This window comes from Streptomyces sp. NBC_01320 (assembly GCF_035974375.1).
Taxonomy (GTDB): domain Bacteria; phylum Actinomycetota; class Actinomycetes; order Streptomycetales; family Streptomycetaceae; genus Streptomyces; species Streptomyces yanii.
Genome location: NZ_CP108390.1, coordinates 4,091,828 through 4,105,793 on the forward strand (window position 1 = coordinate 4,091,828; position 13,966 = coordinate 4,105,793).

10 protein-coding genes and 1 pseudogene are annotated in these 13,966 nt (G+C 71.3%); 3 read left to right on the forward strand and 8 right to left on the reverse strand.

The genetic code is table 11. The features are described 5' to 3' along the window. The first annotated feature begins 413 nt into the window (after positions 1–413). Positions 414–1,469 carry a septation protein SepH gene (gene sepH, locus OG395_RS18550; RefSeq protein WP_327243962.1) on the forward strand — a complete coding sequence of 352 codons (1,056 nt, stop codon included), beginning with the start codon at positions 414–416 and terminating at the stop codon, positions 1,467–1,469. Between the two features lie 100 nt (positions 1,470–1,569). Here sepH and OG395_RS18555 read toward each other — a convergent pair whose 3' ends face one another. Then, positions 1,570–2,397, reverse strand: coding sequence for a sulfurtransferase (locus tag OG395_RS18555; protein WP_327243963.1), 828 nt, complete (start codon positions 2,395–2,397; stop codon positions 1,570–1,572). Between the two features lie 232 nt (positions 2,398–2,629). On the opposite strand from OG395_RS18555, the gene OG395_RS18560 reads away from it, so the two are divergent. Next, positions 2,630–3,406, forward strand: a complete 777-nt coding sequence (locus tag OG395_RS18560) for a VOC family protein (RefSeq protein WP_266980682.1) — start codon at positions 2,630–2,632, stop codon at positions 3,404–3,406. A gap of 383 nt (positions 3,407–3,789) precedes the next feature. Here OG395_RS18560 and OG395_RS18565 read toward each other — a convergent pair whose 3' ends face one another. After that, the gene (locus OG395_RS18565) at positions 3,790–5,235 is read right to left on the reverse strand and encodes a sensor histidine kinase (RefSeq protein WP_327243964.1); all 1,446 of its coding nucleotides are present in this window, start codon (positions 5,233–5,235) and stop codon (positions 3,790–3,792) included. A gap of 3 nt (positions 5,236–5,238) precedes the next feature. Further along, positions 5,239–5,916, reverse strand: a complete 678-nt coding sequence (locus tag OG395_RS18570; protein WP_327243965.1) for a response regulator transcription factor — start codon at positions 5,914–5,916, stop codon at positions 5,239–5,241. A gap of 215 nt (positions 5,917–6,131) precedes the next feature. Here OG395_RS18570 and OG395_RS18575 point away from each other — a divergent pair, with 215 nt between their 5' ends. Further along, a complete protein-coding gene (locus OG395_RS18575; protein ID WP_327243966.1) occupies positions 6,132–7,508 on the forward strand; it encodes an AbrB family transcriptional regulator in 1,377 nt (458 codons plus the stop codon). 4 nt (positions 7,509–7,512) lie between these two features. Here OG395_RS18575 and OG395_RS18580 read toward each other — a convergent pair. The 5 genes and pseudogenes from OG395_RS18580 to OG395_RS18600 form a co-directional block, all read right to left on the reverse strand. After that, positions 7,513–7,821, reverse strand: a pseudogene (locus tag OG395_RS18580) (Ku protein); the annotation flags it as partial. A gap of 469 nt (positions 7,822–8,290) precedes the next feature. Next, on the reverse strand, positions 8,291–8,941 hold the full coding sequence (locus tag OG395_RS18585; protein ID WP_266980684.1) for a thymidine kinase: 651 nt from the start codon (positions 8,939–8,941) through the stop codon (positions 8,291–8,293). Between the two features lie 53 nt (positions 8,942–8,994). Then, complete coding sequence (locus tag OG395_RS18590; protein ID WP_327243967.1) at positions 8,995–10,182, reverse strand: alkaline phosphatase family protein; 1,188 nt, start codon at positions 10,180–10,182, stop codon at positions 8,995–8,997. Then, positions 10,182–10,778: a DUF5998 family protein gene (locus OG395_RS18595; protein WP_327243968.1), complete on the reverse strand. Its 597-nt coding sequence runs from the start codon at positions 10,776–10,778 to the stop codon at positions 10,182–10,184. The genes OG395_RS18590 and OG395_RS18595 overlap by 1 nt, the downstream gene beginning before the upstream one ends. A 73-nt stretch (positions 10,779–10,851) precedes the next feature. Beyond that, positions 10,852–13,806, reverse strand: a complete 2,955-nt coding sequence (locus OG395_RS18600; protein ID WP_327243969.1) for a bifunctional acetate--CoA ligase family protein/GNAT family N-acetyltransferase — start codon at positions 13,804–13,806, stop codon at positions 10,852–10,854. Positions 13,807–13,966: the final 160 nt, after the last annotated feature.

Sequence of the window (13,966 nt, forward strand, 5' to 3'; positions counted from 1 at the left end):
TCTGTGAAGCAGGACACGCATCATGGGCATTTCGCGGCCAGTTGGGTAGGTGGACTCCCGCATCCGCCGAGAAGTTCGGCGGCGCGCCGGTCCACCCACGTGGCCCGAATGGAGTACTGTGGCGAGCCCTGGGGCCGGACTCCCACGTGGGGTCCGGGACCTTCGGGGCGGGGCCGAAGGCGGCACTCGATCCGGCGGCGCCACGGCATCGCACGAGGGCCAGCTACGCCGGGTGACATTTGGTCACTCAGCGTTGCGCAAAGGTCACCGTGTCATACCGGCGATCCAGGGCTCACGCCCGACACGCCGGGCAACACGCCAATGTTGTGGCAGGCTGCACCCGGGCAGGCCACACTCGACTAGCGGAAGCAGCGACGCACGTGACGTCGGCAGGCACCACCCGGGAGGTCCCCATGCCCGAACTGCGTGTCGTGGCCGTCTCCAACGACGGCACACGACTGGTGCTCAAGGCTGCGGACAGCACGGAGTACACGCTTCCGATCGACGAGCGGCTGCGCGCCGCTGTGCGCAACGACCGCGCGCGGCTCGGCCAGATCGAGATCGAGGTGGAGAGCCACCTCCGCCCCCGCGACATCCAGGCCCGGATACGAGCCGGTGCCTCCGCGGAGGAGGTCGCTCAGTTCGCCGGGATTCCGGTCGACCGTGTCCGTCGCTTCGAGGGCCCCGTCCTCGCGGAGCGCGCCTTCATGGCCGAGCGGGCCCGGAAGACTCCCGTGCGCCGTCCCGGCGAGAACACCGGCCCCCAGCTCGGCGAGGCGGTGCAGGAACGTCTCCTGCTGCGCGGCGCCGACAAGGAAACCGTCCAGTGGGACTCCTGGCGTCGTGACGACGGCACCTGGGAAGTCCTGCTGGTGTACCGGGTCGCGGGCGAGCCGCACTCGGCGAGCTGGACGTACGACGCGCCGCGACGGCTGGTCCAGGCCGTGGACGACGAGGCACGTTCCCTGATCGGCGAGACCGACGATGTCGCCGCGCCCGAGCCGAGCTTCCCGTTCGTGCCTCGGATCGCCCGGCTGCCGCGCGACCGGCCGCTGGACCGTGCGCTCGACCGTCAGATGGAACGGCCTACTCCGCCACCTCCACCCGAGCCGGAGGAGCACATCGTCGGAGTCTCGGCCGGTGAGCGTGACTCACTGACCAGCCTGCTGGAGGCCGTACCGAGCTTCCGTGGCGACATGGTGGTGCCGGAGCGGCCCGAGCCGCCGACGACCGAGCCCGCCGCGCAGGAGCCGGAGGCCGACGAGCCGCCGGCTGCGGCAGCCTCCGCGGGCGCCGGTTCCGCTTATGCGGATGTGCTGATGCCGCGCGCGGTGGCCGGTCACCGCGACCGGTTGACCGGGACGACGGACCGCCAGGCGGAGGCGGACGGTGTCCGTCCGGGCCGCCGGGCCGCGGTGCCGAGCTGGGACGAGATCGTCTTCGGCACCCGCCGCAAGAAGCAGGACTGACCCGGGTGACCGTGGCATGACGAGGGCCCGTACGCCGCTGCGTACGGGCCCTCGTGCGGTCTGCTTCCGGAACCGATCGCGGCAGTTCCGGATAGCGGCGCTACTGCGGGTCGGGACCCGTGGCCACCGGCCGGGACTCGTCGGCGGACCACTCGGACCAGGAGCCCGCATACAGCGCGGCGGGGATTCCCGCGACAGCCAGGGCCAGCACCTCGTGCGCGCCGGAGACCCCGGAGCCGCAGTAGACGCCGACTTCCGGCGCCCCGTCGGTGCCGAGTTCCCTGAAGCGGGCGGCCAGCGCCTCCGCGGGCAGGAACCGCCCGTCACCACTGGTGTTCTCGGACGTCGGGGCCGAGACCGCTCCGGGGATGTGGCCGCCGACCCGGTCGATCGGCTCCACGTCGCCGCGGTAGCGCTCCGCGGCCCGCGCGTCGAGCAGCAGTCCGGAGCGGGCCAGGGCCGCCGCGCCTTCCGCGTCCAGCAGGGGCAGCGCACCCGGTTCGGGCCTGAAGTCGCCCTCGGCCGGGGTGGGCGACTCGGTGGAGAGCTCACCGTCCCAGGTGGCGAGACCGCCGTCCAGCACGCGGACGTCCGGGTGGCCCGTCCAGCGCAGCAGCCACCAGGCGCGTGCCGCGGCCCAGCCCTGACCGCCGTCGTACAAAACGACCGGAGTGTCGCGGGACACCCCGGCGCGGCGCATCGCGGCGCCGAATTCCTCGGGGTCGGGCAGCGGATGACGGCCGCCACTGCCTGGCGGACCGGCGAGTTCCGCGTCCAGATCGACAAAGACCGCACCGGGGATGTGCCCGGCCTCGTAGTCGGGTCGGCCGTGCGGTCCACCGAGCTGCCAACGCACGTCCAGGAGCACCGGCGGACGTGGCCCCGCCGACTCGCTCGCACATTCGAATGCGGAGATGATGGGCTTCATGGGTGCCATCCTCGCGCAACAGCCTGCTCACCTGTAACAACACTGAAACGGACGTACCGCATCAAAACGGACTCCCTCTGTCGAGATCCGGGAACATGCGGCGCGGCCGGGGCGCATCGCGCGCCGGGTGGTGCAAGCATCTGCACGGGGCGCACACATCCCGCACCGCCGGTCGGCGCGTCGGCCCCGTTCCCCCGTACGGCCACCACGATGGTCCGAGGAGAGAGTGACGATGACCGAGGCTGCCGTTCGGCGCACACCCGGAACACCTTGCTGGGTGAGTCTGATCGTGCACGGCCTGTCCACGACCCAGAAGTTCTACGCCGAACTGTTCGGCTGGGAGTTCGGGCCCGGCCCACAGCAGCTGGGCCCGTACGTGCGGGCGCTGATCGACGGGAAGGAGGTCGCGGGTATCGGGCAGCTGCCACCGGAACGGCACCTGCCGGTCGCCTGGACGACCTATCTGGCCACCGACGACGCCGACGTCACGGCGGAGACGATCCGGTCCTGCGGCGGCACCGTCGCCGTGGGACCGCTGGACGCCGGCGAGGCCGGACGGCTTGCCATCGCCTCCGACCCCAGCGGTGCGGTCTTCGGGATCTGGCAGGCCGCCGCGCACCTCGGTACGGCGCTGGCGCGGGTCCCCGGCACCCCGGTCTGGAACGAGCTGGTGACCCGCGAGACCTCGACGGTCGCCAAGTTCTACCAGGCGGTCTTCGGCTACGACGTCGAGGCGGTGGTCTCGGCCGACTTCGACTACCAGACCCTGCACCTGAACGGCCGCCCGGTGGCCTCGCTGCACGGCGTCGGCCGCGCCCTGCCGCGCGACCGGGGCCCGCACTGGATGACGTACTTCGAGGTCGTCGACACCGACGAGGCAGCCGCGCGGGTGGTGGACCTCGGGGGGCACGTACTGCAGCCCCCGAGGGACGGGTCGAGCGGGCGCGTCGCGACGGTCGCGGACCCGGAGGGCGCCGCCTTCACGATCGTACGGTCAGAGGATCGGTGATCCCTCACGCCCTGGGCGGCCGCGCCCGCCGCGCCGCCTGAGCGACCGGATGTGGCCGATCTGCAGCGCCAGCGTGCTCTTTCTCTTTCTTGACCATCCACCATCTGAGCGAGGATCCCAGGGTCACACGACCTCTTGCTGCAGGTCGACCCGGCGCACCCCGCGCTGAGCGACAAAGCGCCGGCCTGGGCAGAACAGCCGACTGAGCGTCACGATCGCCGAGTCCGAGCGACACCTGGCTGCCGCACTCACGCGACGCGGCTTCACCACGGCCACTGAGGGTCCATCGCCTGCCTCGCCCGCGCGCTGAATGACCTGCCGGACATCCCCACCTTCCCCTCCTGCTACTCGATCCTCGCTCAGCGTATCCAGCCCACCGCCGGTCAGCTCCCACCCCGCGCGTGCGCCAGCGGCAGCCGCACAACGAGACGGGCACCGCCGAGCCCGCCCTCCGCAGGTGGCGGATCCTCCTCGGCGCATACGGCGCCCCCGTGGGCGGTGACGACCTTGCCGACAATGGCAAGGCCGAGGCCTGAGCCGCCCGCCTCACGGGAACGGGCCTCGTCCAGGCGGGTGAAGCGCTCGAAGACATGGGCGCGGTAGGCGGCCGGGATGCCTGAGCCGTCGTCGCTGACCGTGAGCTCGACGAGGCCAAGGCGTACGCCGAGCGCCACCTGCACCTGGTCGACGGCGTGACGGCGGGCGTTGTCGAGAAGGTTGCGGACGACGCGGCGCAAGGCCTCCGGGTCCCCCCGCACCCGCCCGGCCGAGACCCGGCGGGCATCGATGCGGGTGGAGGTCAGGCGTCGCTGGCGCCGCACCTCGGCGAGGACGACCTCGTCGAGGTCGACCACGGTGTCCGGCCGTTGCGACGCGGGATCCTCGCTGCGGGCCAGGGCCAGAAGGTCCTCGACGAGATCGTTCAGGCGTAGGGCGTCCTCAAGCAGGCTCGCGGCGGCGAGAGGGTCACGCCGCGGGTCGGGATAGGCGGCCATGACCTCCAACTGGGCGCGGATCGCGGTGAGCGGGCTGCGCAACTCGTGGGCGGCGTCGGCGACGAAGCGTCGTTGCGCGGCGGACGCCTCGTCGAGCCGGGCGAGCATGTCGTTGAGCGTGACGGCCAGTGCGTGGACCTCATCCTGGGAGGCCGGCAGGTCCAGGCGGCGGTGCAGGTCGGTAGCCCCGATGTCGATGACCTGGCGGCGCAGCGTCTCCACCGGGCGCAGAGTACGTCCGGCCGTGCGCGAGACCGTCCACGCGACCAGCGCGGTCAGCGCCGGAGCACCGATCGCGAGGCCGGTGGCCAGGCTGGAGAGGGCGGACTCGGCCTGGCGGAGGGACACCGCCGCCACAATGGTGGCCGGACGCCCCTCGACACGGACCTGCTGGCCCACGACCCGGAAGTCGCCCCCATCGCCGATGTACAGGCCGGGCAGTGTGGCGGCGTGGCCCGCGGTGACCTCCGCCGGCAGCGGGTGCGGGAAACCGCTGGGCATGCCGGGGCGGATGTCGTCGTCGGAACTGGCCAGCACCCGTCCTGCGGAGTCCATGACCTCCACCACGTCCGCGTCACCGCCGTTGGAGGGGATGCGCACCGGCAGTGGGTGGTACTGGACGAGGGACGCGACATCGGCGACGCGTTGTCCTGCAGTACCGTCCAGGTTGCTCCACATGGAGTGCCTCAGGCCGAACAGCAGGCCGAGACTGGCCACGATCATCGCCGCGGCCACGATCGAGGTGGCCCACAGGGTCACCCGCTTCCGCAGGGTGAGCGTGCCGGAATGCCGCGGCCACCGGCCCGCCAAGGCACCGAGGAGCAGGCGTCGCACGGCTCAGCCGCCCTTGCCGTCCAGACGGTATCCGACGCCGCGCACGGTCTCGATGGCCGAGCGGCGGTACGGGGTGTCGATCTTGCGCCGAAGGTAGCCGACGTAGACCTCGACGATGTTCGGGTCACCGTCGAAACACGCGTCCCAGACCTGGGTGAGCAGTTCGTGCTTGCTCACCACGGTTTCGGGGTGCTGCAGGAGGAACTCCAGCAGGCCGAACTCGCGCGGTGTGAGAGCCAGGACGTCCGCGCCGCGGCCGCAGCGGTGGGAACCGGGGTCCAGCCAGAGGTCCCCGGCGCTCAGCACGGCCGGGCGTTGCGGGGAACTGCGGCGCAACAGTGCGCGGATGCGGGCCAACAGCACGACGAAGGAGAAGGGCTTGGTGAGGTAGTCGTCGGCGCCGAGATCGAGTGCGTCCGCCTCGTCGTACTCGCCGTCCTTGGCGGTCAGGACCAGCACCGGTGTGGTCACGTCGTCGACTCGCAGCGCGCGGCAGACATCGTAGCCGTTGCGTCCCGGGAGCATCAGGTCGAGGACGATCACCGCGTAGTCGTTGTGGCGGGCCAAGACCAGGCCCTTTTCGCCGTCATCCGCGATGTCCACGCCGAAGCCTTCGGCGCGCAGACCTCGTTCGACCGCGGCGGCGATATGCCGTTCGTCCTCAACCACCAGGACCCGCACGCCCGTCTCCTCGTGCACCTATCGGGTTCGGCCGACAGGCCGATCCCCGTCTACGAGTCTAGATCGACTCGCGTCGGCGAATCGTCGGCTCTCAGCGTGCTCTCAGCGGCTCTCAGGCTCCACACAGCAGGCTTCCCGCACTGTAGGGAGTCCTGTGATCTCGTGCGACGCGGAGTCCACGAGATGCGCCCACCCACTCGACGAGAGGCGTCCTGTTGGCTCCGACTCCCACACTCCAGCGAGCGCGGTCGTCCGTTCCCGCTGCCGACGCCGCGCCCGCCCCCGGCCCTGCCGAGACCCGTCGGCCTCGACCGGCACTCGCCGGACGCTGGGCACTGATCGTCGTCGGCGCGTACGCCGCCGGCCTCGTAGCCTCCTTTCTTGGCGTTCCGGCGCCCTACCTGCTGTCCTCGTTGCTGGTCGGCGCCGCACTGGCGGTGTCCGGCGTGGTGCGCGACCGGTTGCCCGGACCGGCCAACCGTGCCTCCCAGGCACTGGTGGGCACTCTCATGGGCAGCTACCTCACGTGGTCGGCGCTGCGGTCGGCGGCGCCCGTCGCACTACCGCTGACGGCCGTCACCGGGGCCACGATCGCGCTCAGTGTCGCGGTCGCCTGGTTCATGGCACGCCGGGGACGGATCAGCCGCCCCAGCGCAGTCCTCGGCACCATGCCCGGCGGCTCGGCGGCGATCGTCACCTGCGCCGATGAACTCAAGGCCGATGTACGTCTCGTCGCGTTCAGCCAGTACCTGCGGGTGGGACTCGTCGCGACCACCGCCCCACTGGCCGCCCACTGGATGACCTCCGCCTCACCGGCGGGCGCTTCGGGCCCGTCCGCCGCCGGGAATGGAGCACCCGGCGGCCTCCTCCACCTGGTCGCGGGGGCTCAGCAGGGGACAGGCATACTCACCCTCGCTGCCATCTGTGTCGCGGGCGCCGCAGTCGGCCGCCGGCTGCGGCTGCCCACGCCTGCGCTGATCGGTCCCATGCTCGTGGCCCTGGCCGCCACCCTCAGCGGTGTCCTGCCCGGCTTCGCCCCGACCGGGGTCCTGCAGAACCTCGTCTTCGCGTTGGTCGGTCTGGACGTCGGGGTGCGCTTCACTCGCGAGACCCTGATACGCGTACGGCGTCTACTGCCATCCGTCGTGACGGCGACGGCAGCCGTCTGCCTCGGATGCGCGGGGCTGGCCTGGCTCTTCTCTCGGACGACCGGTACCCCCTTCATCGACGCCTACCTCGCGACCACCCCGGGAGGGATCAACGCAGTCCTCGCCACAGCCGTCTCCTCCCACGCCGACGTCGCGGTCGTCTCGACCGTACAGAGCCTGCGCCTCCTCGCCGTCGTTCTCATCACCCCGCTGATCGTCCGCCGACTGACGCCAGTCTTCACACCTCCAGGGCCAAGCACGGGCCTGAGCACGGTGCGGCGAGGGATGACGGGCACCGGGTGCGCCCCGAAGGCGGGGGCGGGTCTCGTCCTTGCGGGCAGGATCGCACCGGCCACTGAATACCGGCGAGTCGGCGCTGTCCGCTCCTTGTCGTCCACGCTCAGCTTCCAGCGCAACTTCGTGGCGACCCAGACAGGGGCGTAGGTGCGGCGACCCTGTCCGAGCGTTCCAGCGCCCTGCAGAGAAGGGTGCAGGGCTTTGGCTGCGATCTGGCCGTCGATCGCGCGGCACTAGCTGTCGTCGTTCCGGATCGGGTCGATGCTGCCCGCGTCGACGAACGCAACGATCTCGATCGCCTTTGCAGTCGGTAGCGGCATCTCATCGAGCTCCTCGTCGGTGACGGGCACAGTCTCGTCCCGGTGAGTTCGTAGCCCTTGCCGATCTCCTCCTGCGGCACGACCTCGCCGTCGATCTCACAGACCTCGGTCCGGACCCGGCCCATGTCCTCCAGATGGACATCTCGGGTGCGGTGACGCCTTCTTTCGCCCGAGTACGGCGGCTGCGGACTCATTCAATGACGCGGTCGAGGACCCGGGAAGGAAGACGAGATCGCAGGCGATCACGTCAGGGCGAAACAGGTCAGACCCAGGAAGAGCGCGATCGACACGTAGAAGTCGATGGACATGGCGGTGGACCAGCCAGGCTCAGCTCGAACTCCGCCACGCGCATCACGTAGAACAGGGCGCAGCCGGTCGCTTCCGGACCGCGCCGTCCTGCCACTCCTCGCCCATGGCCTTGTAAAGGCCGGAGACGACGTGGACAAGTCAGATCTGATTCGCGGCCATGAGGTCGCCGAGGTTGTGGAACGGCACGGAAAGCGCCTGCAGACACCCGGGTATCCGTTCAGCCAGGCGTTCCGGTGGGCAAGGCGAAAACTCCGGTGGGCAAGGCGAACCGGTTGCAGCAGCGGGTGAGGAGCAAGACAGTTACACGGGAATGACCGGCAGGACATCGGGCGACAGCGCACCGGCACGGGCTGCTGCGCTGGTCATGCGGCGGCGGTGGTGGCGTCGACAGAGGACCTCGTAGCCGATCTCCTCGGCCGGCCGGTCGACGTCGCCGACGACGACCTGCTCACCCTCGACGACCATCTCGCCTCCCACCGTGCGGGCGTTGTGGGTCGCGCGGGCGCCGCACCAGCACATGGCCTCGACCTGGAGCGTCTCTATCCTGTCCGCCAGCTCGATCAGCCGCTGTGAGCCCGGGAAGAGTTTGGTGCGGAAATCCGTGGTGATGCCGAAGGCGAACACGTCCAGGCCCAGTTCGTCCACGACCCTCGCCAGCTGGTCGATCTGCTCGGGAGCGAGGAACTGCGCCTCGTCCACGATGACGTAGTCGACCTTGTCGCCCTTCGACATCTGACCCACCAGGTGGCCGTACAGATCCATGCCCCGGGCAGCCTCGACCGCCTCCGTCACCAGGCCGAGTCGCGAGGAGAGCTTCCCCTCGCCCGCGCGGTCGTCCCGAGTGAAGATCACGCCTTGCAGGCCTCTGGCCGACCGGTTGTGGCCGATCTGCAGCGCCAGCGTGCTCTTTCCGCAGTCCATCGTTCCGGAGAAGAACACAAGCTCGGGCATGAGGGGGTGAACACCTTTCGGTTCAGCAGGGGGCAGAAAAGCGGGAAAACGGGCTACGAGCGTACTTCGAGGAGCGGGACGAGCTGCTCGACGGGGGTCATCGAGCCGTGCATGCCCACCATCGCCGATTCGTGCGGCTCCTGGACGGACGCGGTGACCACCACGTCGTCGCGGGCGGCCGCGACCACGTCGCCGATCCTGCCGTACACCCGCTCGTCGACCTTCGGACCGAACCAGCCGGCCGCGATCGCCTCGTCCCTGCTCGCCACCCAGAACTGCTCGCCGAGCACTTCCTGCCAGACAGTCAGCACATCGGCCTCGGCGCCGGGGACGGCGTACACATGGCGGGCCCGGCCCTCGCCGCCGAGCAGGGCGACGCCCGCGCGCAGCTCCCAGTCCCCGTCGAAGTCGATCCGGGACTGTTCGTCGAACGGGATGTCGATCATGCCGTGGTCGGCGGTGATGTACAGCGCCGAGCGGGGCGGGAGCTGCTCGGCGAGGCGCTGCACGAGACCGTCGACGTACATCAGCTGGCCGCGCCAGGCGTCGGAGTCGACGCCGAACCGATGCCCCTTGCCGTCGACCTCGCTGTAGTAGGTGTAGACGAGTGACCGGTCACCGGCGGCGAGCCGGTCCGCGGCCAGGTCCATCCGCTCCTCGCCGGAGAGCCTGCCGTGGAACGTGCCGCCGCTCAACGCGACCTCGGTGAGCGGGGTGTGCTGGAAGGTCGGGGCGGAGACCTGCGCGGTCGCCACACCGGCCTCGTCGGCGAGCCGGAAGACGGTGGGGTACGGCTGCCAGACCGCCGGCGAGGTCCAGGGCTTCCAGCGGAGCTGGTTCATCAGCTCGCCGGTCTCCGGATTGCGGGCGGTGTAGCCGGGAAGACCGTGTGCGCCGGGCGGCAGCCCCGTACCGACCGAGGCGAGCGAGGTCGCGGTGGTGGCCGGGAAGCCCGCCGTGAGGGGACGGCCCGTGCCCCCGCGAGATGTGGGGAGCAGGGAGTGCAGATACGGCGCCTCGTCCGGATGGGCCTTGATCTGCTCCCAGCCGAGTCCGTCGATCAGGAAGACGCAGTTCCGGTCCGCGGGGGTGAGCTCCGGGATCGCCGCCGTGAAGCCGGGCACACCCTGTCCGGCGACGAGCGTCGGCAGCAGATCGGCAAGCGAACCGCTGCCGTACGCGGGGACGGGGGCGGTGTCGAGAGGGAGCAGAACGGGGTCCTGCCAGGCCGGCTGGGCCATCAGCGGCCGTTGGCCGCGGTCGCGGCCGTCGCCTCGGAGAGGGACTGGGCGAAGGCAAGGGTCTGCCGCACCGTGTCCGGGCCGTCACCGGCCTCGCTGACGCGCAGGCTCAGGTCGTCGGCGGTGGAGCTGCCGGTGTAGCCGTGGTCCGCCTCGCAGTTGGGGTCGCCGCAGGCGGCGGGCTCCAGGTCGATGCGGGAGACCGCGCCCCAGCCGATGGTCAGGACGACCTCGCGGGGCAGTGTGCCCGGGACATACTTCTCCGGGTCGGCCACGACGCGGCTGACCACCACCGACGAGATCCGGTCCAGCTTGACGGACTCGGTGGAGGTGGTGGCGTACGGCGACGGGGAACTGGTGTCCGCGTTCTGCTCGTCGGTGTGGCTGACGATGAAACGGTTGTCCGTCAGGACCAGGACCGTGACGTGCCTGCGCACCTCGTTGGAGTCGAAGGTCGTCTCCTGGTGCACCAGGTACGAAGCGACCGGCTCACCGCCGACGGCGGCCTCCACCGCCTCGGCCACAAGGGCCGGGTAGTAGCCGCTGCGCTCGATCGCCGCGCGCAGCCCCTGGGTCGTCGTACCGGTCTTCGCCATACGCACCATCCTACGGGGGGTGGATGACTGCCGGGGACGCTGTGGACAGGGCTGCGGCGGATCGTCCGTGGATTCAGTAGTTGGGCAGGCGACGAGGGCCGAGGTCGGTACGGGCCGGTGGCGGCGACAGCCGGACGGCAGCGCCGAGGACGGTCAGTCCCTGCGTGGCGACCACGACCGGTTCCAGTGCGACGGAGGCCACCTCGGGGTGGTCGTCGACCAGCCGGGACACCCTCAGCAGCAGTTCCTCGAGCGCCGCGGTGTCGACGGGCGCCGCGCCCCGCCAGCCGAAGAGGACCGGGGCCGCCCGGATGGACCGGATCAGTTCGGCGGCGTCGCGGTCGGTGGCCGGCACGAGGCGGTGGGCGGTGTCCCCGAGGAGTTCGGAGGGGGCTCCCGCGAGACCGAAGGAGAGGACGGCGCCCGCCGCCGGGTCGATCGTGGCCCGTACGACGGTGTCCACGCCGCGCGGTGCCATGGACTGGACGACCGGCTGCAGCTCGGCGGGCTTGCCGAGCAGGTCGGTCAGCTCGCCGTACGCCCGGCGCAGCGCGGTCTCGTTGGCGAGGTCGAGCCGGACGCCACCGAGGTCGGCGCGGTGGCGCAGATGAGGTGCGGTGGTCTTGAGCACCACCGGATAGCCGAGCCGGGCAGCCGCGGCGACGGCGGCGTCCGGGTCGGGGGCGGGGAGCGTCGGCCGTACGGAGATGCCGTAGCGGCCCAGGAGTTCGCGGGCCTCCTCGTGGCTGAGCTGACGGCCCCGGGGATCGGGGTCGGGCCCGAGGAGTGCGTCGATACGGTCGGCGGCGCCGGCCTCGTCGATGGTGTCGTCGAGGAACTCGGGCACCTTGCCGGGCACAGCGGCCTGCCGCCGCCACTGCGCATACTTCACCGCCTCGGCGAGGGCACGGACGGCACGCTCGGCGGCGGGGTAGGCGGGGATGCGGCCGATGGAGGGAGCAGACGGCGTGGGGACACCGGAGCCGGGGGCATGGGGCTGAGCCGGGGGATTCGGCGGAGCTGAAGCAGCCGGGGCGCCGGTGATGCCCGGCGCGGCTGAAGCGCCTGTGGTACTCGTGACGCTCGGGGTGCCGTTGCCGTCCGCCGCGGCGGAAGCACCCGGGGCAGCCGTCGCGGCCACCCGCGGCGCCGCGACCGTGCTGCTGGCGGCGGCGAGCGCCTCCGCCAGGCCGCCGATCTCCACGTGGACCACGGCCACCGGCTTGGCCGGCCCCGTGGCCGCCGCCGTGCGCAGCGCGGCGGCCAGTACCTCGCCATCACCCTTTTCCGCCTGGCCGTTCTCCCCGACCCACGGGATCGCCGTCACGATCACCGCGTCGCAACTCCGGTCGGCGAGTGCCTCCGCCAGCGCGTCCCGGAAGTCCTGCGGGGTGGCCGCGGTGGTGAGGTCGAGGGGCGGGCGCGGGCGCAGCCCCTCGGCCAGGCAGGCGTCGTACGTGAGGAGGCCCAGGGACTCGGAGTTGCCGAGGATCGCGACCCGGGGACCCGCCGGGAGCGGCTGGTCGGCGAGGAGCAGACCCGCGTCGACCATCTCCGTCACCGTGTCGACGCGGATCACGCCCGCCTGCCGCATGAGCGCGGAGACCGTCGCGTCCGGGATCCGGCTGATCGGCACCGCATGACCGGGCGGGGTGCTGCCGCTGTGCCGGGCCCCCTTCACCACGACGACCGGCTTCACCGCTGCGGTGCGCCGCGCGAGGCGGGTGAACTTCCGCGGGTTGCCGAGGGATTCGAGGTAGAGCAGGGTGACGTCGGTGTTCGGGTCCTCGTACCAGTACTGAAGGAAGTCGTTGCCCGAGATGTCGGCGCGGTTGCCCGCGGAGATGAACGTCGACAGGCCCGCGCCGCGCCGGTGGAGCCCGGAGAGCAGGGCGATGCCGATCGCGCCCGACTGCGTGAACAGACCGATGCGCCCCGGGGCGGGCGGCTCGGGGGCGAGGGAGGCGTTCAGCCGTACGCCGTCCGCGTTGTTGATGATCCCGAAAGCGTTCGGGCCGATGATGCGCATGCCGTACGAGCGGGCCTGGCGGACCAGTTCGCGCTGCCTTTCCCTGCCTTCGGCACCCCATTCGGCATATCCGGCAGAGAGGACGACGAGGCCCTGGACACCGTGTTCGCCGCAGTCGGCGACGGCCTCCGGGACCCGGTCCGCGGGCACGGCGACGACCGCGAGGTCCACCGGTTCGCCGATCTCGCCGATGGAGCGGTGTGCGGGGACGCCGTCGATCGTTCCCTGGTCGGCGTCGAACGAGCTGTTCACGGCGTACGTACGGCCGGTGAAGCCCGCACCGAGGAGGTTGCGCAGAACCGTGCGGCCGACCCCGCCGGGGGTACGGCCGGTGCCGATGACGGCGACGGACCCGGGTGTGATCAGCCGCTGCACCGACCGCGCCTCCGCCCGCTGCTCGCGGGCGCGCTGGACGGCGAGGGACTCGGCGGTCGGTTCGAGGTCGAGGGTGAGATGGACGGCCCCGTCCTCGAAGCTGCGCTGCTGGGTGTACCCGGCGTCGCGGAACACCTTGATCATCTTGTTGTTGGCGGGCAGCACCTCGGCCGCGAAGCGCCGGATGCCGCGCTCACGCGCCACTGCGGCGATGTGTTCGAGGAGCGCCGATGCCACGCCGCGGCCCTGGTGCGCGTCCTGGACGAGAAAGGCGACCTCGGCCTCGTCGGCGGGGGCGGAGGCCGGCCGGCCGGTAGCGTCGATCCGGTCGTAGCGGACGGTGGCGATGAACTCGCCGCCGACCGTGACGGCGAGCCCCACCCGGTCGACGTAGTCGTGATGGGTGAAGCGGTGGACGTCCTTGGCGGACAGACGGGGGTAGGGAGCGAAGAACCGGTAGTACTTCGACTCGTCGGAGACCTGCTCGTAGAAGCTGACCAGGCGCTCGGCATCGTCCGTGGTGATGGGCCTGATGCGGGCCGTACCGCCGTCGCGGAGCACCACATCCGCTTCCCAGTGGTCGGGGTACGCGTGGTGCGGACTCTGCTCCGGCATGGGCTGCATGGGCAAAGCCTACGGCGCGGCCAGCGGTCGCGTAGGGCCCGGAGCCGGGGCAGTCTGAGAGCTCCGATCGGCCGTGTGGCACGGGCTGGGGCCGGGTTGCGGGTCGGCGGGAGCACAGCGCACTGCGTGAGAGACTGGTCTAGACAACCATTGATTCGTG